The organism is Paenibacillus alginolyticus DSM 5050 = NBRC 15375 (genome assembly GCF_000422905.1).
Taxonomy (GTDB): domain Bacteria; phylum Bacillota; class Bacilli; order Paenibacillales; family NBRC-103111; genus Paenibacillus_E; species Paenibacillus_E alginolyticus.
Genome location: NZ_AUGY01000018.1, coordinates 13,233 through 34,398, shown reverse-complemented (window position 1 = coordinate 34,398; position 21,166 = coordinate 13,233). Strand labels below are relative to the sequence as shown.

The 21,166-nt window shown below is 47.9% G+C and carries 19 protein-coding genes; 17 read left to right on the top strand and 2 right to left on the bottom strand.

Annotation, left to right across the window (positions count from 1 at the left end; all coding sequences use genetic code 11):
* Nucleotides 1-90: 90 nt before the first annotated feature.
* From G519_RS42495 to G519_RS0109905, 16 genes are all read left to right on the top strand, one after another.
* Entirely contained in the window at nt 91-975 is an 885-nt protein-coding gene (locus G519_RS42495) for a TrmB family transcriptional regulator (protein WP_051253297.1), read from the top strand.
* Nucleotides 972-1,643, top strand: a complete 672-nt coding sequence (locus G519_RS0109975; protein ID WP_036632562.1) for an HD domain-containing protein — start codon at nt 972-974, stop codon at nt 1,641-1,643. Before G519_RS42495 ends, G519_RS0109975 begins: the two co-directional genes overlap by 4 nt.
* Before the next feature lie 716 nt (nt 1,644-2,359).
* Complete coding sequence (locus G519_RS0109965; protein ID WP_029194553.1) at nt 2,360-3,613, top strand: DUF445 domain-containing protein; 1,254 nt, start codon at nt 2,360-2,362, stop codon at nt 3,611-3,613.
* A gap of 39 nt (nt 3,614-3,652) precedes the next feature.
* The gene (locus G519_RS0109960; RefSeq protein ID WP_029194552.1) at nt 3,653-4,492 is read left to right on the top strand and encodes an ABC transporter ATP-binding protein; all 840 of its coding nucleotides are present in this window, start codon (nt 3,653-3,655) and stop codon (nt 4,490-4,492) included.
* Nucleotides 4,425-5,189 carry an ABC transporter permease gene (locus tag G519_RS0109955; protein ID WP_029194551.1) on the top strand — a complete coding sequence of 255 codons (765 nt, stop codon included), beginning with the start codon at nt 4,425-4,427 and terminating at the stop codon, nt 5,187-5,189. The genes G519_RS0109960 and G519_RS0109955 overlap by 68 nt, the downstream gene beginning before the upstream one ends.
* 16 nt (nt 5,190-5,205) lie before the next feature.
* The gene (locus G519_RS0109950) at nt 5,206-6,231 is read left to right on the top strand and encodes an ABC transporter substrate-binding protein (protein ID WP_029194550.1); all 1,026 of its coding nucleotides are present in this window, start codon (nt 5,206-5,208) and stop codon (nt 6,229-6,231) included.
* A gap of 1,399 nt (nt 6,232-7,630) precedes the next feature.
* A complete protein-coding gene (locus G519_RS0109945; RefSeq protein WP_051253296.1) occupies nt 7,631-8,590 on the top strand; it encodes an ABC transporter permease in 960 nt (319 codons plus the stop codon).
* An 84-nt stretch (nt 8,591-8,674) separates the two neighbouring features.
* Entirely contained in the window at nt 8,675-10,405 is a 1,731-nt protein-coding gene (locus tag G519_RS0109940) for an extracellular solute-binding protein (RefSeq protein WP_029194548.1), read from the top strand.
* 77 nt (nt 10,406-10,482) lie between these two features.
* On the top strand, nt 10,483-11,394 hold the full coding sequence (locus tag G519_RS0109935; protein WP_244280084.1) for a carbohydrate ABC transporter permease: 912 nt from the start codon (nt 10,483-10,485) through the stop codon (nt 11,392-11,394).
* Between the two features lie 23 nt (nt 11,395-11,417).
* Entirely contained in the window at nt 11,418-12,305 is an 888-nt protein-coding gene (locus tag G519_RS0109930) for a CehA/McbA family metallohydrolase domain-containing protein (protein WP_029194546.1), read from the top strand.
* 42 nt (nt 12,306-12,347) lie between these two features.
* Complete coding sequence (locus G519_RS0109925) at nt 12,348-13,367, top strand: LacI family DNA-binding transcriptional regulator (protein ID WP_029194545.1); 1,020 nt, start codon at nt 12,348-12,350, stop codon at nt 13,365-13,367.
* A gap of 32 nt (nt 13,368-13,399) precedes the next feature.
* A complete protein-coding gene (locus G519_RS0109920; protein ID WP_029194544.1) occupies nt 13,400-14,356 on the top strand; it encodes a carbohydrate kinase family protein in 957 nt (318 codons plus the stop codon).
* A 51-nt stretch (nt 14,357-14,407) separates the two neighbouring features.
* A complete protein-coding gene (locus G519_RS42490) occupies nt 14,408-15,028 on the top strand; it encodes a metallophosphoesterase (protein ID WP_307720084.1) in 621 nt (206 codons plus the stop codon).
* Nucleotides 15,025-15,306 (top strand): metallophosphoesterase family protein, encoded by a 282-nt coding sequence (locus G519_RS53265; RefSeq protein ID WP_307720085.1) that lies wholly within the window; start codon nt 15,025-15,027, stop codon nt 15,304-15,306. The genes G519_RS42490 and G519_RS53265 overlap by 4 nt, the downstream gene beginning before the upstream one ends.
* A complete protein-coding gene (locus G519_RS42485) occupies nt 15,303-16,841 on the top strand; it encodes a leucyl aminopeptidase family protein (protein WP_051253295.1) in 1,539 nt (512 codons plus the stop codon). Before G519_RS53265 ends, G519_RS42485 begins: the two co-directional genes overlap by 4 nt.
* 250 nt (nt 16,842-17,091) lie before the next feature.
* Entirely contained in the window at nt 17,092-17,760 is a 669-nt protein-coding gene (locus G519_RS0109905; RefSeq protein WP_029194543.1) for a DUF559 domain-containing protein, read from the top strand.
* A 399-nt stretch (nt 17,761-18,159) separates the two neighbouring features.
* Here G519_RS0109905 and G519_RS0109900 read toward each other — a convergent pair whose 3' ends face one another.
* Entirely contained in the window at nt 18,160-18,612 is a 453-nt protein-coding gene (locus G519_RS0109900) for a bactofilin family protein (RefSeq protein ID WP_029194542.1), read from the bottom strand.
* Entirely contained in the window at nt 18,612-19,622 is a 1,011-nt protein-coding gene (locus G519_RS0109895; protein WP_029194541.1) for a M23 family metallopeptidase, read from the bottom strand. The genes G519_RS0109900 and G519_RS0109895 overlap by 1 nt, the downstream gene beginning before the upstream one ends.
* Before the next feature lie 265 nt (nt 19,623-19,887).
* On the opposite strand from G519_RS0109895, the gene G519_RS0109890 reads away from it, so the two are divergent.
* A complete protein-coding gene (locus G519_RS0109890; RefSeq protein WP_051253294.1) occupies nt 19,888-21,090 on the top strand; it encodes a WD40/YVTN/BNR-like repeat-containing protein in 1,203 nt (400 codons plus the stop codon).
* Nucleotides 21,091-21,166 lie beyond the last annotated feature (76 nt).

The following is a 21,166-nucleotide window of genomic DNA, read 5'->3' as shown; positions in this document are numbered from 1 at the left end:
ATGGAAGCAGAAGTCTATACAACCTGAAGTGAAAATCATGTTACAATATTGATCAAGAAATCATAACGGGTGATGAAAAGGGGAGCTGGCATGGAGGATGTTCATCTGCATTTAAAAAATCTTGGCTTCACGGACCTAGAAGCCAAGTGCCTGCACGTGCTCGCCGAAAACGGCACGCAGACGGGCTACGAAATCGCCAAGCAGCTTGGCGTTTCGCGCTCGAATGTCTACTCCGCGCTGCAAAAGCTCGCGGAAAAGGGGGCTGTGCTCACGAGTCACGGTGAGCCCACGCATTATCAGAGCGTGCCGATCGAGGAGATCGGCGAGCGAATTGAAGCGGAGCTGCAAGCCTCGATCCGCTATGTGAAAACGCATATGCCGAAGCAGGGTGCGCACCGCTCGGAGTACTTCAGCTTGGAGGGAGACGCAAAGGTCATCGAGCGTATACGAACGGAGCTGAAAAAGGCGAAGGAAGAGGCGCTCTGTGAGCTATGGTCGGAAGAAGCGCAGCTTCTGAAGGAAGCTCTTAGGCAAGTGCCAGCACAAGGCGTGCGCTTGCTGGTTTCGACGATTGGCGAAGCTGAGCTGCCAAGCGGGGCTCATCGATTCCAGCACGGACGCGAGCAGGGTTGGCAGAAGCGCAATGGGCGAAAATTTACGCTGCTGATCGACCGCAAGCTGGCGATTGTTGGAACACGAGGCGGCGATGAACCGGCTCTGGCGATGATGACAGAGCATCCAGCGATGGTGGAGCTGCTGTTGAACAATTTTTTCCGCGATGTGGTGATCCATGAGCTGCAGCAGGATATGGGCGCAAAGCTGGAAGATAAATATGGCAAGAACTTCAAAAAAATTATTCAGAAGTATACGGAAATGAAGATGATGGATCCCCAAACGGAGGATGTAGGGAAGTCGTTGGAAGTCAAGTCTAGTGAAGGAAAGTCTGCCGAAGGAAAGAGGAGAAAGAAGAAATGACGCTTCATGACGGGCAACAAACGAAGATAGAGGGAATTCTACTCGCAGCGGAAGCGCTCGTGAAGGAGAAGCTGGAGCGCGATAGCAGCGGCCACGACTGGTGGCACATTTATCGCGTGGTGCAGACGACGAAGCGCATTGCTGCCCAGGAGGGCGCGGACGGCTTCGTCTGCGAGCTTGCGGCGCTGCTTCACGACGTCGTCGACGAGAAGCTGAATGCTGATCCAGCCGCTGCGCAGCGCGAGCTGGAGGCGTGGCTCGCTGCCAGCGGCACGCCAGCGGAGCAAGTGCAGCACGTGCTGGAGATCATCAGCACGATGTCGTTCAAGGGCGGCGCGCGTCCGCCAATGCGCACGCTGGAAGGCCAGGTCGTGCAGGATGCCGACCGGTTGGATGCGATAGGCGCGGTAGGCATCTCGCGCGTATTCGCTTATTCGGGCTGGAAAGGCCGCCCGATTCACGATCCTACCGTCATGGCCCGTGAGCATATGACGGAGGAGGAGTATCGCGCTGGGAAAGATACCGCGATTAATCACTTCTACGAGAAGCTCCTGAAATTGAAGGAGCTTATGAACACTGCCTACGCCAGGCAGCTGGCAGAGGAGCGGCACCGCTTCATGGAGCAGTATCTCGAACAATTTTACGCGGAGTGGGAAGGCGAGAGATAGTGTAAATGCTCCTGTCACTGCCTGTCAGTGCTCCCTCCTTACTTTAATTAAAAGGAAATCCTCCTGCTAATATTACGTTGATGAAGGAACTGAGCTGCTTAACTGGAAAAAATCCTGTAATATGGCGTGAAGACGATGATTCCATGAAATTAGCATGCTTTTTTCCCGTTAATCTGCCTATTTAAACTTTCGACAAAAAAGACCGCCATATGGCGGTTTTTTTGAATTAATGTCGCATGTAGGTGGAGCCTCGTAAGGTTCCTTAGTCAAAAGACGGCTTTGTTCATCCAATAGTGCAGAATGCGGATATATTCTCCGTTTTCCAAAAGGGTCCCATTGAAGTAGACGGGAGTCAAGGAGACAACGATTTTATTTTGAATGCGCAGATGCTGCAAATAGCCCTCGAATTGATAATACCCTTGAACAATAGGGTAAATATCCTTAGAGAGCTGGATCATCGTTTCAGAGGAGATCGGTAGTGCGGGGTCTGTTTTTAAAATGCGGTTCCGCAGTTCTGTAAAAGCACCGATGTAAAGCTTGGCGATCGTATGGAAAACGTCCTCCTATAACTAAAACTTTGAGCCATGCACACTCATTTATTACGCATCAACGAGGTGTATTCAACAAAAAAAGGTTCAAGAACAGTTTTCGTCGCATTTTGTGATAAAATAGAAGGAATGATTAATTAACTTCGAGTAGAAAGAGATGTTATGACGATGAAAAGAGAAGCAAAGTATATAGCGACAGTTTCCTTAGGCGTTATGGGAGCAGGCTTTCTAGCCACACTGCCCACGCCAGTATCTTCAACCATATGGGGAACCTTTTTACAAGGTGGTTTTGAGGCTGGAGTTGTAGGCGGCTTGGCTGACTGGTTTGCGGTTAGTGCCCTGTTCCGTCATCCGCTTGGCATTCCGATTCCACACACGGCCCTATTGCCGAAGAATCGTGAGAGGATCACGAAAGCGCTCGTTTCGACGGTTGAAAATGAACTGCTTTCCAAAGAAACCATTCGTGTCCGTTTGCAGCAAATTAGTTTCCTTGAACGTGGACTTGAGCTGGCGGAAAGCCAATTGGACAATGTCGCGCTTCACAAAGGTCTCTCGACACTTGCCAAACAAGCCATAAACGCGATTGATCTGGACAAATTGACGCCGCTGTTGGCCGAGGAAATTCATAAAGCACTCCAAGACGTAGATTCGAGTCGACTCGTTCGCACGATTGTAAACAGCATTGTCGACGGCAGTTATGACGGCAAAACGTTTGATTTTGTTATCGATAAAGTGGAAGCATGGGCTGTTAAGACGGATACGCGCGATCAACTGGGCGCTATGGCGCTCAAAGCGTTAGAGGGGCTGCAGTCGAATGGTTTCATGGCATTTGCTGTTAATGCGTTCATCGGTATGGTGAATGAAGAGAAGATTGGCGGCATTATCCAGAACTTCGTTCTTTCCTACATTGAGCAGATGCGGACGAAGAATCATCCGCGCAGAGAAGCGGTTCTTACCTTTATTCGGAATGAACTGAACAAGCTTGAGCGGAATCCGCAGCTTTTGGCTGAGCTAGAAGGTTTGAAGGCTAAGCTGCCGGGTCTATTTGATATCGATGAGAAATTATCGGGGCTGTTAGAGCGGTTGAAGGCGAAGGCAGAGGAGTACGTGGATCAGACCGATTTTGTGCCTCAGTATGTGGTTCCGGTCATTCGTAAAATGCTGATATCGGTGAAAGAAAACGAGGATATGCTGCAGCGCGGCGAGAGCTGGATTCAAGAGAAAATAGCTGATTATTTGGAGCAAAATCACAGCAAAATCGGTCAACTCGTGAAAGAAAATCTGGATAAGCTGACGGGCGAAAAGCTGACCCAGTTGATGGAAGATAAGCTAGGCGATGATTTGCAGTGGATTCGTGTCAACGGTGCGATATGCGGGTTCATCATCGGACTTGGCTTGGCAGGGTTAAAAATGCTGTTTTAAATGAAAACGACGGGACTTGCCCGAGTGGAGGTAGGCATTTTGATCGAGATTAAAGGCGTTAGTAAGACGTTTGTTCAGCGATTAGGCGGCAGCTATCAGGCGCTGGATAATATCACTTTAACGATTGAAAAAGGGGAGTTCGTCTCCTTGCTGGGCCCGTCCGGATGCGGCAAATCGACCGTGCTGAACTTGGTCGCAGGCTTCGATACGCAGAGTGAGGGCGTTATTCAGGTGAATGGGAAAAAGGTGACCGGCGCTGGAGCGGACCGTGTCGTCGTGTTCCAGGAGCATGGACTATTCCCATGGTTGACGGTGCTGGACAATGTAGCCTTCGGTCTCAAGCAGAAGGGTATTGGAAAAAAAGAGCGTTACGAGCTGGCGATGGAACAGATCAAAGCGGTGCATCTCAGCCGGTTTACAGATCGTTATCCGCATGAGCTCTCGGGCGGGATGAAGCAGCGGGCTGCAATCGCTCGGGCGCTTGCCATGGACCCGGAGATTTTGCTGATGGACGAGCCATTCGCCGCTTTGGATGAGCAAACGCGCCTTATTTTGCATAAAGAACTGGAAGAAATCTGGATGCGTACGCGCAAAACGATCCTCTTCATTACCCATAACATTCGTGAATCCGTGATCCTCTCGGATCGTGTATTCGTGATGTCCACGCGTCCTGGGACGATTAAGAAGGAGTTCGCCGTGAAAGCAGCGAGACCGCGGGACAGCGCAGACACCGTACTCCATCATGTGGAGAATTCGATTATGGACGCGCTGGCTGACGAGCTGGAGAAAGTGGTAAGGGAGGAGACTGGCGATGAGTACATCATCAAGAAGAACGATTTTTCTGGTACTGCTTCTGATAGCTTGGGAGGCGGGATTTAGAATATTCGGATGGGGCTGGAAGTTCCCTTCGCCCACCCAAACCTTGCAAGCCTTCTACGACGGGTTGGTGCATGGAGAACTGCTCCAAGCGACAATTGCGAGTATGGCGAGGTTGTTGGTGTCCTTTGCTTTATCTTTGCTGATTGGTACAACCCTTGGGTTCCTATTCGCACGCTACAAAATGCTGGATGATACGCTTGGATTTCTGGTGGTTTCTTTGCAGACTATTCCGAGTATTGCTTGGCTGCCTTTTGCTATTATTTGGTTCGGTCTTAACGAATCTTCGGTCATTTTCATTACAACACTCGGAGCAACCTGGACGATGGCATTGGCCAGCCGTACCGGGATCAAAAATATCCCACCCATTTATTTGCGCGCCGCGCAGACGATGGGAACGGGCAATGGGTTTAATCTATTCGTGCAGGTCATGATTCCTGCTGCGTTCCCGCATTTGATCAACGGTGTTCGTACAGCTTGGGCTTTCGCATGGCGCGCGCTTGTTGCTGGTGAGCTTATTGCCAAAGGGGCTGGGCTAGGCCAGCTATTGCAGGATGGAAGAAATCTTGGCGATACCTCGCTGATGCTGTGTATTGTCATTATTATCGCGGTACTGGGCACGGTATCTGACCACTTCTGCTTCAAGAAACTCGAAGATAAAGTGCTGGAGCGCTACGGCCTCGCTGGCTCGAAGTCTTGAGTAGGGAGTGAGTCGGATGAGGAAACAGGCATGGGTGCTGATGCTGCTTTTGGTCACTGTTTTGGTCCTGAGTGCATGCGGGGAGAAGTTGACTTCTTCTGGCAAGGCTCAGGTTGTTAGGGTCGGTGTGTTTAAAAATGTCACGCACGCTGCGGCGTATATCGCACTGGAAAAAGGTTATTTCGCCCGGGAATGGGGCAGCGAAGTGAAGATCGAAGTTACGGCGTTCGATAACGGCTCTGACTTGTCTATCGCTATGGCGACAGGGGATATCGATGTCGGATTCGTTGGTCCTGGACCTGCGACAACTTTCTTTTTGAAGAGTGGGAATTACCGGGTCGTATCCGGTTCGAATAATGGCGGCGCGGTGCTTGTGGCCCGGAATGGCTCAGGAATTAATAGTGTTAAAGATTTAGTAGATAAAACAATCGCGATTCCGTCCAAAGGAAACACTAACGAAATCTCGCTGCGCATGCTGCTGCAGCAAGAAGGTGTGAGCTTGGGCAGAGGTGCAGAGAGTGCGCACCTCATCGTGCGCTCCCCGTCGGATGCGCTGATCTCCTTCCGTCAGAACGAGATTGATGCGACGCTCATCCCCGAGCCGTGGGGGACACAGATCGAGAAGGCCGGGCTTGGCAAAGTCGTCGCCGACTGGAAGGCGATCCCGCCGAACAACGGCGACTATCCGACGGTCATCATGGTCGCGAGCGACAAGTTCATTGCGCGGCACCGGGATATGGTGAAAGGCGCGATTAAGGCGAACAGGGATGGCATAGCATTCATCCAGAACAGTCCGGAGCAAGCCTATGATCTCATCAACAACCAGCTGAAGCAATACAGCGGCAAAGGGATGGACAAAGGCTTGATCAAAGCTTCGCTGAGCCGTTTGAAACTTACCACCGACGTTGACGTCAAGGTGATGGAGGAGATGGCGAAAGTGTCCATCGATGCCCGCTATATTAAGGGCATTAATAAAAAGGAGCTCGACCTTCGTAATTTCGTCGATTTGTCGATGCTCGAAGAAGTGAAGAATGGGAAATAAATAGAAGAGCCTGATTCATCCAAGTATTGGATGAATCAGGCTCTTCTTTTCTTTAAGGGCAGCCCCGTACACATAAGCGCGTTTTCCGCACTTATGTGTACGGGGCTGCAAGAATAAGCGCGTTTTCCGCGCTTATTCAGTACGGACACTCAGGACGGTCATCAGAGAAGTCCAATTCGACCTCTCAGCTACGGTCGACGAGCTTCGGCTCACGGAACTCTCGCTGAAAGCGCGGAAAACGCGCTTATTTGTACGGGGCTGCAAGAATAAGCGCGTTTTCCGCGCTTATTTGGAGTACGGACGCACAGGATGGTCAGCTGAGAAGTCGATTTCCGACTTCTCAGACACTGTCGACGAGCTTCGGCTCGAGGAACTCCTGCTGAAAGCGCGTTTTCCGCGCTTATTTGTTTTTGTATAGGAAATTAAAGGAAATTATGATTTTCGCAGTCTGTGGATAAGGTGTGCATAAAGTTGGGGATAAGTGGTTGCGCTTCATCACCCGAATGATGATTTTTTTCTGTTAATTGATGTTGGGTTAGGGGGAGGTTTAAGCTTCCGCCTATTTGGCATGGTTAGCTATTGATTTAACTGAGTTGAGTGAGATTGTGGGGGGATACATAAACATATGGGTAAATGACTATGTGTTCTGGATGTTTTTTGACTTAACACGCGCGAATCCCGGGACCCCTTTGTTGTTTGAGTGAGAATATGGAAATATGCATAAGTATTTGACTCGGTAGGTGGCAAACTTTTTCTGATGCTTGTTTTCTGGTGTTTGTTTACTGGTGTTTTTTTCTAATTTTTTTGATCTAAGTGTTTCGTTTCCTAGCTTGTGTTTGTTGGTTTTTTGTAGAAGTGGAGAATTAGCCATTCAATCGCGCCCAGGATTCGCGAAGTTGTACTTCGTGCAACAATTTGCTTGATTTCTTCTATGAAAGCTCCAGATGTTGTACGTTGTACAACAATTTATCCTATTTCCGTGTTATAGAGCTACTTTTGGCTAGAATTGTTGTATTTTTTACAATAATTCGCGGGGAAAACATGGATTTTCCTGTCTAAAGTTGTAGAAATACAACATTACACACGGGCTAGCAAGCAAATGTTTAAACATATACGTAATTCGAACTGCATCAACCTACACAAAATGACGAAGGATGGCGTAAGCTGTCTTTTTTTATTCACTGCACAGTGATCCATTAGTTATTTACAGAAAATTAAGAATATTAAATGAAATTTGTGTTGTCAAACGGAGAAAATGGATTTATACTGGAAATAGTTTCAATATGAAAGCGATTCCATATAACGTTGCTTGTGTAATTCCAGCTCATTTTTTTATTTTATGCAATATGGAATCGGTACCAGATGTTTTTGCAGAAACCCATAGGAAGGTGGTCATAACATGGAAACGAATCTGCCGCAAGCTAGAGTTGGCGCTGCGGTGAAGAAGAAAAATGCTGATCTGGGGAAAAGAATACTACAGCACAAGCAATTATATCTCATGCTCCTTCCCTGTATTGTATTTTTCGTTATTTTTTCGTATATCCCGATGGGTGGACTCATGCTAGCCTTTAAGGATTATCAGTTTAACAAGGGAATCCTTGGTAGCCCTTGGGTGGGGTTGACGTATTTCAAAGCCTTTTTTAACGACTATCAAAGCGGGAAGCTGATTACAAACACATTGATTATCAGCAGTATCAAAGTATTTTTGGGGCTGCCTTTCCCGATTCTGCTTGCGCTGATGTTCAATGAGGTTAGAAGCCGAAGATTTCGCGGGATCACACAAAGCATATCCTATTTGCCGCATTTTCTTTCCTGGGTTATCGTCATTGGCCTTATGCAGCGGGTGCTTGCTCCCGAAACGGGACTGTTGAACGAGGCGATCCGATTCTTCGGCGGAGATGGAAGCACTTTTTTCATGATGGAGAGTAAGTACTTTTATCCACTCATGTTTGGAAGCCATATTTGGCAAAGCATAGGCTGGGATTCCATCATTTATTTAGCCGCTATTGCCAGTATTAATCCTGAGCTGCATGAAGCCGCTAAGATTGATGGCGCTAATAAATGGCATGAAATCTGGCATGTTACCTTGCCGGGTATTCGGTTAACGATTTCGATCCTGTTTATTTTGTCGCTGGGCAGCATTCTCCAGGCGGGATTTGATCAAATTTATCTCATGAGAACACCAGGGAATATGGAATTAGCCGATATTCTTGACACCTATATCATTCGTGTAGGCCTTCAAAATGGACAATACGGCTATGCGACGGCTGTTGGTTTAATGCAGGGTGTTATTGGACTGATTCTTGTTGTAACTGCTAATCGAGCCTCCAAAAAGTTTTTTGACGAATCAGTATGGTAACGTTACCATGGTTTCCGCTTTTCAACTGTTGAAGGGAACCTTTGAGTGTTATTCATAAAAATTGAAGGATAAGGGGAGTATTGTATGAGCAAAAGATGGGTCAAATGGGTAACCATGCCTTTGGCAGCGAGTTTACTGCTTGCCGGTTGTGAAAGTTCCAGTCAACCAGCAGGTGGAGGAGACAATGCGAGCTCAACACCGTCAACCACAGCCAGCAGCGGCAAGCCCGCAACTTGGATTGCAGACCGGACAATCAAAGGTCTTCTGTTTATTGACAGCGATGATATAACGAAAGACATCAATCCGGAGATTGCCAAGAAGCTGAAAGAAATGACAGGGATTACTTTGCAAATGGATGGTGTAAACTCGCAGCATGCGATTGACGGTCTGATTGCAGGGCTGGCTTCCAATGATTTACCGGACTTCATCGTTTATTATCTGAATAACAGCGGTCGTCAAGAAATGCCAGTCATTCTGAAAGCTGCCAAAGAAAACATGTTCACTGACCTGACTCCTCTTATCAAAGGTACAAAGATATACAGCAAATATTTGGATGATAAATATTTGCCGCTTGATACGAAGAATGGTGTCATGTTCCGTCCGGAATTTAACGGCTCCAGTTACTTTGTCCATATGAACATTCCAAGAGAGGGCGGCTACGAAGAACGCAAGTATGTCGGAGGACCTTTCATACGCAAAGATATTGCCGAAGCGCTGAAGGTTGATCCTCGAACGATTAAAACAACGGATCAAGTGTATGAATTGGCCCAGAAGATCAAAGATGGCAATTTCAAAGATAAAAACGGAAAAGTGGTTACCCCCCTTGGACCTAGATATTGGGGCAATAGCAATCACGAGAATGGAGCCCTGTTCAATGATATGACCTGGGGAGCGACTGACCAACACTTCGAAAAGAACAAGGAAGGTAAAATTGTTCACGAAAGCAAGACGGAATATCCGATGAAGCGTATTGAGTTCGTTCAGAAGCTTTTGAAGGATAAACTAATGGCTCCTGATTATTACGCGATGGAGGAAAACAAAGCGACTGAAGGAGCTATTAACGGTTCATTTGGCATTATCGGCGATATGCATAGCTATTTGGACTTCAATAAAGATATGAGCTATCTTCCGCTTGGACCTATTAATTCTGTGGATGGAAACTACCGGATGTCCGTTGACTATAAGAGCGGGTCCTTGGCCTGGTCGATTCCGAAAACAACGAAAAATCCGCAGGATATCGTCAAATTCGCTGATTTCCTGGCCAGTCGTGAAGGCAAGCTGCTCTGGCAGTATGGTCTAGAGGGAAGAGACTTTACGCTGGATGCCAAAGGCAATCCGTTGGTCAAAAAAGAAGTATTGGAGCTACGGAACAAAGATCCGAAAGCGGCAATGGAGCTTGGCTTTGAGGGAGTAGGGAATAGCTGGGGAGGCTATCTCGGCAGTACGGATATCAACAGGCTGGGTGATTTCGGCGAAATGATGTATGGCGATGCTGTTTCACCGGAAGCCAATGCGACACCTCTGAAAATTGCCGAGTACTGGGGCTATGACGAGAAAAAGAAAAACGCAATCATTAACGACGGCTATCGTCCGCTTTCATTTATTAACGAGCTAGCGACAGGCAATGAATTAAAAACAGCGTTAACGAACTACAATGATAGCGTCATTCGTGCGTTCTATGCCAAAAGCATGGATGAAGCGCAAAAAATTCTAGATGCATCGAAGAAGCAATTGCAGGCAGCTGGCTTGGACAAATTCGAAGAACTGCTTATGAAGAAGGACAGCGATCCTAAAACAAAGGTTATTCTCAAATAATGAATGGATGAGTAGGGAAGCGGGCGCTCCCCCAGATCATGGCGGGAGCGCACTTCTTAGTACGAGGAGAGATTAACGTGGGAAATGAATTTTATAAGCTCTCAGCAGGTGAAAAAATATTTAAGTTCGTTAATTATGCACTCATTATTCTCCTGTGCCTGTCCATCATATTGCCTTTTCTAAATATACTGGCACTTTCCTTTAACGCAGGTAAGGATGCGGAAAGAGGAGGAATCTATTTCTGGCCCCGCGTTTGGACGCTTGAAAATTATCGTGAAGTGTTTACATCGGCTAATATCGGAAAGGCATTTGCCATATCCATATTTCGTACGGCTCTAGGCACCATTGCAGGCGTGTTTTTAGCAGCTATGGCTGCTTATACGCTAAAAAGCAAGACGATGCCGGGCGTACGATTTTTTACGCTTATGGTCTTTTTTACGATGTTGTTCTCTGGCGGCATTATTCCTTATTATATGCTGCTCAAAAGTCTACATTTGACCAATACGATCTGGGTCTATGTCCTTCCTGGACTATACAGTGCATGGAATTTGGTAATCATGCGGACGTTTTTTCAGCAAATTAGCATCAGTCTAGAGGAATCGGCAAAGCTGGATGGCTGCAGCGACTTTGGTATTTTTATGCGGATTATCATGCCGCTCAGCAAGCCTGTGCTGGCAACTATCTCCTTGTTTACAGCCGTGACTCATTGGAATGATTGGTTCACAGGGGCATTTTTTGTCCGAACCGCTTCGCTTAGACCTTTATCGACCTTGCTGCAGGAAATGCTGACCAAACAGGATGCGATTCGGGAATCCTTGATGCAGGCCGCCGGCACGACGCAATATCAAATGCTTGAGCGCATGCAGCTTACGGGAGATTCCCTGAAGATGGCGACGATCATCGTGGTTGTGGCACCGATTATTGTTGCCTACCCTTTTATTCAAAAGTATTTTGCCAAGGGTGCGATGATTGGATCGGTTAAAGAATAGACGCCAAAAAGGAGAGGTTGTAAGTGACTGTAATAACAAATCCTTATGACAGAGAAGGTATCTGGCTGCGAGGCAGCTTTCATAACCACACGACTAACAGTGACGGGCATCATCCGCTTTCTACGGTGTACAGCATGTATCATGATTATGATTTTCTAGGCATATCGGATCATGATCTGATTACCGAGCATGAGGGTGAGCACACGATAGGGACTGTATTTGAAGCCATTGAGGTGAGCAGTTCGCAAACGCATATGCTGCTTGTCCACCCTCCGAGATCTCTCATGGACGGCTACTCCAATGAATTTTCGATTACCAATTATCAGAGACTTTCCGATCTATGTGTGGAGAACGGCGGCTTATCCATATTGGCTCATCCGAACCGTTTTTTCTCCCATTATTGGCGGCATGAGGATATGCTCAGCATGCAGAGGTACAATGGCATTGAGGTTGTGAATGGGGACGGAAATCCAGAATACGATATCGCGTTCGATAAATGGGATTACCTATTGTCCGCAGGGCGAAGGGTATGGGGTTTCGGAAATGATGACTCACACGTCTATGGGCAGGAGAAACGAGCCTGGAACATGGTGCTCACAGAAGAAAATACGAATGGAGCTATTCTTACCGCGATTCGTGAAGGCAGCTTTTATGTTTCTACAGGCTATGGATTTGATGGAATTCGGGTAGAAGACGGTCAAATTATTTATGATCTTCGGTCGAGCCCATTCTATGATAAAATGTATAAATATGTGACATTGATCGGTAAAGAAGGCCGTATACTGCATGAGGAAACAGGAAGAATCAATCAAGTGAAGTATAAGGTCAAGGGCGATGAAGGATATATCCGCATTGCTGTCTACTTAGAAGGTGGATTTGGAGCGTTTGCTCAGCCGATATTTGTCGAATAACAGAGAAAATGTGCATGCTGCAAGTAAGGAAGGATGATAATCATGGCGCCAAAAATTAAAGATGTAGCCAAGAAAGCGGGAGTATCCGTAACCACAGTTTCCAGAGTGTTAAACGGAGAAAAATACGTGAAGGACGATCTGAAGGCCAAAGTGAAACGCGTAATTGAGGAGCTTGGTTATGCCCCAAGCCACATCGCGAGGAGTTTGGTCCGGAAGAAAACGAACCTGATTGGCGTCATTGTTCCCGATCTGACATCAAGCTTCTATTCCACTATTTTGAGCAGTATCGAGGAAACGGCGAGCTTGAATGATTATAACCTACTGGTTTGCAACATTATCGAGGATACGGATAAAGAGCTAAAATATTTGAATGTGTTTAAAGAGATGCGTGTAGACGGCATTATTATTATGCATGAAAAATTAAGCGATGACATTCGCAGTTTTATTAATAAATTGGATATCCCGGTCATCTTTTCAAGTGTAAGACCTGTAGATCATAAGTTCGTTTCTGTCATTATCGATGATTACGAGGCGGCCTATGATGCGACCCGTTATTTAATTGAGCTCGGACACGAGCGAATTGCCTTTATTGGCGGGGATATGAGAGATATCACCTCAGGACAGAACCGTTATGTGGGCTATCGCAATGCTCTCAAAGATCACCGGGTCAGGACTATGAATGACTATATCCGGTTCGGTGACTATAAGACGCAGAGCGGATACAATCTGATGAAGGAACTGCTTGCCTGTGAGCCTCGTCCTACCGCTTTATTTGCAGTAAGTGATGATATGGCGGTTGGAGCTATGAACTGCATTCATGACCATCAGCTAAAAGTGCCGGACGATATATCCATCATCGGCTTTGATGGAAGCCAACTGACGGAGCTCGTTCGTCCACGCTTGTCCTCCATGGAGCAGCCTATTCAGGACATGGGGAAAATTACGGTGGATACGCTGATTGAATTAATTTCAGATCCTACATTCAGTCCGCGGGAAGATTTGATCTTGGGACATAAACTTGTCGTTCGCGACAGCTGCAGGGCCTATCAAACTGAGAGATAGGACAGAGAACGGAGCGGGAGAGGAAGTGCGGAATGAACAAATTTGATGCGGTTGTCATCGGCGATGCCAATATTGATTTAGTAGTGGTGGGCTGTAATCAGATTCCGCTGCCTGGACAAGAAATTTTTGTCGAAGATATGTTGATGCATGTAGGCGGAGGTGCGGCTCTATTCACGATCTCGTTAGCGAAGCTAGGGCTGCATGTAGCATTTAACGGTGTTCTTGGAGATGATGGCTACGGTCATTATATCCGGGAACAGTTTGGTCGATATGGTATCGATACTAGTCTGATCCTGACTAGCCAAACGAGTCGTACAGGCATAACGATAGCGATTAATCCGGAACAGGATCGTTCTTTCATTACCTATGCAGGATCAAACGCGGAGATGCAAGTAAGCGAGCTGGATTTAGCTCAAGTAGCGTCAGGCAGACATGTCCACGTAACCGGTTATAGAGGACGACGCAACCATGACGAATTCGTTGCTATGGCTAAGAAGTTGAAAGAGATGGGAGTCACACTTTCCTGCGATGTAGGGTGGGATGATACCGGAGAATGGCATTCCGGGGTGTTTGAATTGATGCGTTATGTAGATGTCTTTCTGATGAACGAAACCGAGGCGCACCACTATACGGGCTTCGAACACATAGATGACAGCTTAAGCTATATGTCGGGCTTCTGCAAGCATGTTGTAATCAAGCTCGGACCGCAAGGAGCCGTAGCTATGAAAGACGGTTTGCAAACGTCTTGCCCCGGATTCTCGGTCAAAGCCTTAGATACGACAGGAGCAGGAGATTCATTTAATGCCGGTTACATGTATGGGTTCTTAACAGGGTTAAATGTCGAGACTTGCCTGTTATATGGCAACGTTTGTGGAGCCATGTCCGTCGGAGCTTATGGCGGCAGCACCGGTACCCCGGATCGGGAAGGGCTGGAAGCTTTTATTAGGCAAAATAAAGAACAGGGATCTGACCATTCTGAGGTGGTATAACGAGGGATTTGTCGATGATTTGAAACTGCGATTAGAAAGGGGCAGGGATGAATGGCGGACGATCTGAGGTTCCGGGAGGACGGGACATTTACTATTGTACAGCTCACGGACTTGCATATAGGAGGCGACAAGGACAATGAAGAGGATTTGAGGACGCTCGCTTTAGTCAGTGCGGTGCTGGCGGCGGAGAAGCCGGATCTCATCGTGTATACGGGCGATCTGATTTCAAGCTATGGCGTATCTGACTCTTCAGCATCCTTTCGCAGAGCTATTGCTCCCGCAGTTGAGTCAGGTGTACCCTGGGCGCACGTATTCGGTAATCACGATGCGGAGGCGGATGTGACACGTGAGGAACTGATGGCGATTGCATTGGAGCATAAGACCTGCTACTCGCAAGCAGGACCATTAGATCTCAGCGGCGTTGGCAATTACATGCATACGATTCAAAGCGTGCAATCCGGTAAACCGGCTGCTGTTCTTTATTTTCTCGATTCCGGCGTGATGGCACCAGAATCAGTGGGCGGCTATGCTTGGATTGCCTCGGATCAGGTGCATTGGTATAAGCAGCAGTCGCTTGCTCTCCGCGAACGGAGCGGGGCTATATTGCCTGGGCTCGCGTTTTTCCATATTCGCTTCCTGAATACAACGATGTATGGAATCTGGGGAAAGTGAGCGGTACCAAGCACGAAGAGGTATGTTGTCCCAAACTCAACAGCGGTTTGTTTGCTGCCATGGTGGAAATGGGTGATGTGATGGGAACCTTTGTCGGTCATGATCATGACAATGATTACTGTGGTACGCTGCATGATATTCGGTTATGTTTTGGCAGAGTGACAGGCTGCAGCACCTACGGAGACTTACCTCGGGGTGCTCGCGTTATTCGTCTGCAAGAAGGAAGGCATTCCTTTGAAACATGGCAGCGGCTAGAAGATGGAGGTATCTTAAGATGACGTTTACGGTTGGTGGAGAAAATGATGCCCAGACTCTCATTGTTCCCATCTGCTCGGACGACATCGAAGAGATGGGAGCGACACGCCTTCCTTCATGGCTGCAAGCCTATTCACTTCTGCCGCATATGGGAGAACGAGGAGCGCTGACTTGGCTTCATGGCCGTATTGGAGAACGTCACGCGCTGCTGGTTGGTTGTGGAGAGGCCTCGCGCCTGGATACGGAACGAATCCGCGAGGCAGCGGGCAATGCAGGACGTGCGATTCATAAGCACAAGAAAGCGCGAGTAGGCATAAATTTGGGCGAGCTGCTGAAGCGCTGTGAGCATTCGGTTGTCATGAGCGAAACGGAAGCAGTAACCGCTTGGGTGGAAGGCTGGAAGCTTGGCACCTATGCGTTCGAGGTATATCGGACGAAACAGACCCAACAAGCGGAAGTAAGCTTGCACTTTCTCACTGAAACAGAAGCAGATGTAGTAAAGGAAGAGGAAGCAAGATTCGAAGTGTTGAACGAAGCGGTACGATGGGGATGCATTTATGCAGAGGGAGCGATTCTAGCCCGCAATCTCGCGAATGAGCCTCCCAATATGCTGCGTCCGAAGACTCTTATCGAGAAGACGATGGAACATTTTGCCCATACGAAGGTTGAGGCTGTCGTTTATGAAGGGGAGCGTCTGGAGCAGCATGGTATGGTCGGCTTGATTGCCGTGGGCAAAGGCAGCAAGTATCCTCCAGCGCTTCTGGAGCTGCGCTATTGTACAGATGAGGCATTGCCGCTTACGGCTCTAATTGGTAAAGGTATTACTTTTGATACAGGTGGTATCAGTCTGAAAAAGGATTTCGATATCAGCGATATGCGAATGGATATGGCTGGGGCGGCTGCCGTGATAGGCGCGCTTGATATTCTTGCTGCTGGGGACGTTCGGGCGAACGTTGTTGTGCTGATTGCTGCTGCCGAAAATATGCCTGACGGGGAGGCATTGCTGCCTGGCGAGGTGCTGCAATATCCGAATGGTGTATCGGTTCAGGTGGGCAATACGGATTCGGAAGGCCGCTTGGTGCTAGCCGACGCTTTAATTCATGCTCATCGCCTTGGGGCAGTGGAAGCCGTTGATATTGCGACCTTGACCTATTCTTGCGGAGCCGCGCTGGGTTCCAAGTATGCTGGAATCTGGGGGGAGGACGCTATGGTGGCGGAGATCGTACAAGCGGGGAAGCAAGTGAGCGAAAAAGTGTGGCAGCTCCCGCTTGTCGATGAATATGAGGCTTACCTGCATAGTGATTATGCGGATATCTGCAACATCAGCAGGGTCGGAGAAGCAGGGGCTACGACGGCAGCTTTATTTTTGCGTAAGTTCGTCCAGCCATCGCTTCGTTGGGCCCATATCGATATGGCCTCTTTAAAAGATGTATCGTCTGCTCAAGGCTGGCATTCGGCAGGTGCGACCGGTTACGGGGCCCGCTTGCTCGCGCAGTTTGTGCGCAATCGGGTGTCCAATGAAAACGTGATTTCCCAAGGGGATAGCCGTTTGCTTTAGTACCGTTATATCCTCACGATTGTGATTAATATTCGCAGGTAAGAAACACGGAAATTCTCAGCATCAGAAAGCTCTCCTTCCTTGGCAGCCTGCTCCGCTCATAAATTAGGAATAATTATCCAATATTCGGACTGGTTAACCGAACGAATTCGCATTATAATAATCTCAACGAGACGAAGAACGTCCCGCTCCATTCCTCAACAGATGGAGCTGGGTCGTTTTTTTTTTCATTTGTGAGGGGAGGTTGAAGATGACGTTTGAGAAGTCACATGCTTATTTTATTCAGAACCATTTACAGAGGCGAAGGGGAGAAAGAAGAGGCCGCTTGGAGCGAGGACACCGGGAAGCCGAGAGATTATTTTGCAGGAACATATGGTGGCCTCTCCTAGGAAATTTCGACGATTTACATCCGGAATTCGAAGTACTCGATTGGCGCGGCCTATCCTATTTCTGCGATTTCGCCTGGCTGACGCAAGCTGTAAAACTGATCATCGAAATCAAAGGTTTCGGTTCGCATGTTCGGGATATGGACAGACAAAAATACTGCAACGAACTGAACCGGGAAACATTTCTATCTGCTATGGGATTCCAGATCATATCTTTTGCCTATGATGACGTTGCTCATCGTCCAGAGCTATACATCACGTTATTGCGTATGCTGCTTAGTCGCTATCAGTCGCAATCATCTCCCGCAAGCTCGAGCAGCGTGTCGGAGAGGGAAATCGTTCGTCTCGTCTGCAGACTCGCTCGTCCGCTGCGGCCTATTGATGTAGTGACTCATTTAGGCATCAATCACCGAACTGCCGTTCGAACGCTGCAGTCGCTCTGTACGAAAGGATGGTTTTTCGCTGTTACAGGAGCAGCAGGCAAAAACATCGTGCGATACGAACTTCAACGAAGCGCAGTTCAGCTTTTGTAGAATAAATGCAATTATACATCCATTTACCTCATATTTAGCTCGATAAATATAATCCCTGCAAAAATACACTTTTCTGCGACTCTTCTCAAGTTCAGGCAGAAATTCTGCAATAATACTGTATATTTGCAGGAATTTCTTCCAAACAGTCTGACTCGATTGAAAAGACTGCACTTACGCAGGCTTTGTTAGCTGCCTTGAATTCGCTCTAACTAGGAATTCAATTAGGGAGGTTCGAGGCTTCGAGGAGTCAAAGAGCTCCACAGACTCTACTTTTACCGTTTTCAGGAGCGAGAGAAGGTATGGTGCCATTGCATTGCACAGAACAAAATAGAGACCGCCCACAACCTGGCCAAAAAGGCCAGCTGATAGGCAGTCTCTATTTTTGCTTACTTCCAATGTTTAGTTCCCGCCAGAAGCAGCCTGCTGCTCGTTCTTCTGCTGTTTATGTGCTTTGGCATCGATGACTTTGCCGTTGCCTCCGCCTTTGTCACTAACAGCTGCGAGGTTCATCGCACTGCTTCCTTGGAAAATGCCGCCCTCCTGAATAATGAAGGAGCGGACATCGATATTGCCAACCAGCACGCCGGAGCTGGTCACGATGAGCTTGCCTTTGGTGTGGATATTGCCTTTCACCTTGCCGGCCACGATGACATCGCGTGCTTGGATGTTGGACTGCACAACGGCGTTCTCGCCAATCGTGATGTCGCCTGCGCACTCAATGTCGCCGTTCATCTGGCCTTCGATGCGAAGGCTGGCCTCGGACATGATTTTTCCCTCACAAATCGTACTGCCCCCGATCAATGTGTCGGTAGTTTTCGTATCGATTCGCTTCGTCTTTGAGCTTCCAAGCATTAGGGTTCATCCTTTCTATTGGTAATAAGATAAGGGGAGGGGTCAATCTGGACGCCGTTCTTATGAACTTCATAATGCAGATGGGAGCCCGTACTTCGTCCCGTGGATCCGAGTAGGCCGATCTTTTGACCTTTCGTTACTGATTCTCCGCGTTTGACGAGCATTTTATTCAGATGCATGTACTCCGTTTGTATCCCTCGAGAATGATCGATAATAATATGATTGCCATGTTCGTTGTCGAAGCTGGCTTCTACGACTTTACCTGCAGCAGTGGCATACACGGGGTCATTGGTCTCACCATCGAGGTCAAGCCCGGCATGCTTGGTCGGCTTAAGCGTAAAAGGGTCTCTTCGTATGCCGAAACCTGATGTAATAAGGTGGGTCGTCGTTGGCCAAAGTGTCGGTGTAATGCTGCGTAGACGCTCGGCTTCTTCCAGCCTGACTTCGGATTCGCTCAAATTCACAAGAAGGGCGTTAATATCCCCAACTAACGAAGTTAGTCCTTGTTTGGTGCTGCTGACCAAAGTAGTTACTTCTTGTGAGGTAACAGGGACCTCGCTGCCACCGACGTCAGAGCGTACGCCACCCAGAGATTCTGTACTCTCCATAGAAAGCTTTTTGCTTGTCCCGTTTGTTCCTTCTGGCTGGCTCATTAACTGAATGACATGATCCAGTTTCTTAATTTCTTCTAACTTCACCTTAAATTCATTCGCTTGCTGGGATAAGTCAATCAAATTGTTTTGAAGCTGTTCCAGTTCGCTATTTTTAAGTGTAATTTGATTAACCAGTTGGCGTTCTTGTCCATCGAACGTTTGCTGCATGCTGGTTCTCGTTTGATGGGAGTAGATATTCATTAAGTAAATCGTGACAAAAAATCCAATCAACACGAGCAGGATCAAGCTTGGCACAATATATAGACTGCTGTGTGGAAGCTTGAATCTTACGGTTCGGTGGTTGGCGCCCGGAATGATCATTAAGGTGAGTTCTTTTTTACCCCAGATGAATTTCAACCGATCCTCTTCCTTTCCGTAACAATGTCCCCCTCCTTGATTCGATTGTATTCGTCAATGGGATGAGTCATGCCTAATTTATTATTTTGCTAGATAGGGATGTCAGTCATTTTTGTAGCTTAAGTATTACTTAGTGTTGCTTAACATAAGCACAATACGCTATGGGACATACTAAATCTGCCAATTTAAAATAGGTATGGGGCTCAACTTTTCCTGTGAAAGTTACGTCTATAAGATGGATGAAGGATTAGATAGGAAGGGAGCTATGATGATGTTGAGAAAAACATTTACGCTTTTGGCAATAACATTATTCGCACTTACAGGTTGTCAATCTTCTGGTACAGCAAGCGGAACAGGGAATGCTTCCAATTCACCTGCACCTAGTGCAACGATCACGCCACAACCGACAATGGCGGCTGACACGCCAGCTCCTGGTTCGACAGCGGTTCCTAATAAAGGGAATGAAACACCATCGAAGGTATCGATGAACGGGGTAACCGCGGTAAGGCTGGCTGATGCCAAATCCGGCTGGATCGGCGGCAAAGGTTGGATCGCACGGACAGATGATGGCGGCGTGAAATGGAAGGTTCAATATGAGGGGACAGGCGACATTAAGCAGTTGTTCGCTCTGAATAATCAAGATGCTTGGGCAGCAATCGGTGATGAAGGTAAACTGCTAAGTACGAAGGATGGTGGTCAGCACTGGACAACCGTTGGTAAAGTGCCGAATCAGGCATTCCTTCATTTTGTATCGAAGACGGAAGCATTTAGCGGAAATGCACACACCGTGGATGGAGGCGCAAAATGGACTTCCCTGCCAGTACCCGAGGGAATTAAAGGGGACGCCTATTTCCATGATGCCAATCATGGATGGGCAGTTAGACAAGTCAAAGATCAAATAGAAGTCCAGCGCACACAGGATGGCGGCAAGACATGGAATAAGGTGATGTCGCGCAATACAGCAGCTTCACTAACCGGTGTCGTTATTCGTTCTGTAGGTGTAAACGATGTTTGGGTTGAGTTCATTGGTGAATCGGGGATGACCCAAACCTCGTATTCGTTGTTTCACACGAAAGATGGCGGGAAGAACTGGCTGACGGTTCTGGCAAACAGCACCGCCGGAGGTGGACCAGCCCCTGGTTTCCCTGCGGGTGAGAACACAGGGCCGAAGAACACGGGCAGCAAGCCGGGACCTCTATACGTCGTGAGTCCAGACGTAGCTTATATGGGCGGGCAGTGCCCGAGCTGCGACAAACCGAATTCCGTCGGGTGGACCAAGGACGGCGGCAAGACCTGGGTGAACGGCAAGGAGTCGTTCACAGGTTACGGTGAACTGCTGCTGGCTATGGCAGACATCAATCAAGGCTGGCTCATCACGAATGGCAATGAGCAGCCAAGCGTGATGTACACCACCGCTAGCGGTGGCGTCAGTTGGAACAAGGTGCATACGTTTGATGCAGCGAAATGAAGAAGAAGCCTTTCTGGAAGCAGAGACCTGCTGATAGAAAGGCTTTTTCCCTGTCTAATTCACCCATGAAATCCCA

Excerpts from the sequence above, each read along its gene's own strand:
- G519_RS0109955 (WP_029194551.1), top strand. The coding sequence starts at position 4,425 with ATGAGTACATCATCAAGAAGAACGATTTTTCTGGTACTGCTTCTGATA.
- G519_RS0109900 (WP_029194542.1), bottom strand. The coding sequence starts at position 18,612 with ATGCTTGGAAGCTCAAAGACGAAGCGAATCGATACGAAAACTACCGAC.
- G519_RS0109950 (WP_029194550.1), top strand. The coding sequence starts at position 5,206 with ATGAGGAAACAGGCATGGGTGCTGATGCTGCTTTTGGTCACTGTTTTG.
- G519_RS0109975 (WP_036632562.1), top strand. The coding sequence starts at position 972 with ATGACGCTTCATGACGGGCAACAAACGAAGATAGAGGGAATTCTACTC.
- G519_RS0109945 (WP_051253296.1), top strand. The coding sequence starts at position 7,631 with ATGGAAACGAATCTGCCGCAAGCTAGAGTTGGCGCTGCGGTGAAGAAG.
- G519_RS0109940 (WP_029194548.1), top strand. The coding sequence starts at position 8,675 with ATGAGCAAAAGATGGGTCAAATGGGTAACCATGCCTTTGGCAGCGAGT.
- G519_RS0109965 (WP_029194553.1), top strand. The coding sequence starts at position 2,360 with ATGAAAAGAGAAGCAAAGTATATAGCGACAGTTTCCTTAGGCGTTATG.
- G519_RS0109920 (WP_029194544.1), top strand. The coding sequence starts at position 13,400 with ATGAACAAATTTGATGCGGTTGTCATCGGCGATGCCAATATTGATTTA.
- G519_RS42485 (WP_051253295.1), top strand. The coding sequence starts at position 15,303 with ATGACGTTTACGGTTGGTGGAGAAAATGATGCCCAGACTCTCATTGTT.
- G519_RS0109925 (WP_029194545.1), top strand. The coding sequence starts at position 12,348 with ATGGCGCCAAAAATTAAAGATGTAGCCAAGAAAGCGGGAGTATCCGTA.
- G519_RS0109890 (WP_051253294.1), top strand. The coding sequence starts at position 19,888 with ATGATGATGTTGAGAAAAACATTTACGCTTTTGGCAATAACATTATTC.
- G519_RS42490 (WP_307720084.1), top strand. The coding sequence starts at position 14,408 with ATGGCGGACGATCTGAGGTTCCGGGAGGACGGGACATTTACTATTGTA.
- G519_RS0109905 (WP_029194543.1), top strand. The coding sequence starts at position 17,092 with ATGACGTTTGAGAAGTCACATGCTTATTTTATTCAGAACCATTTACAG.
- G519_RS42495 (WP_051253297.1), top strand. The coding sequence starts at position 91 with ATGGAGGATGTTCATCTGCATTTAAAAAATCTTGGCTTCACGGACCTA.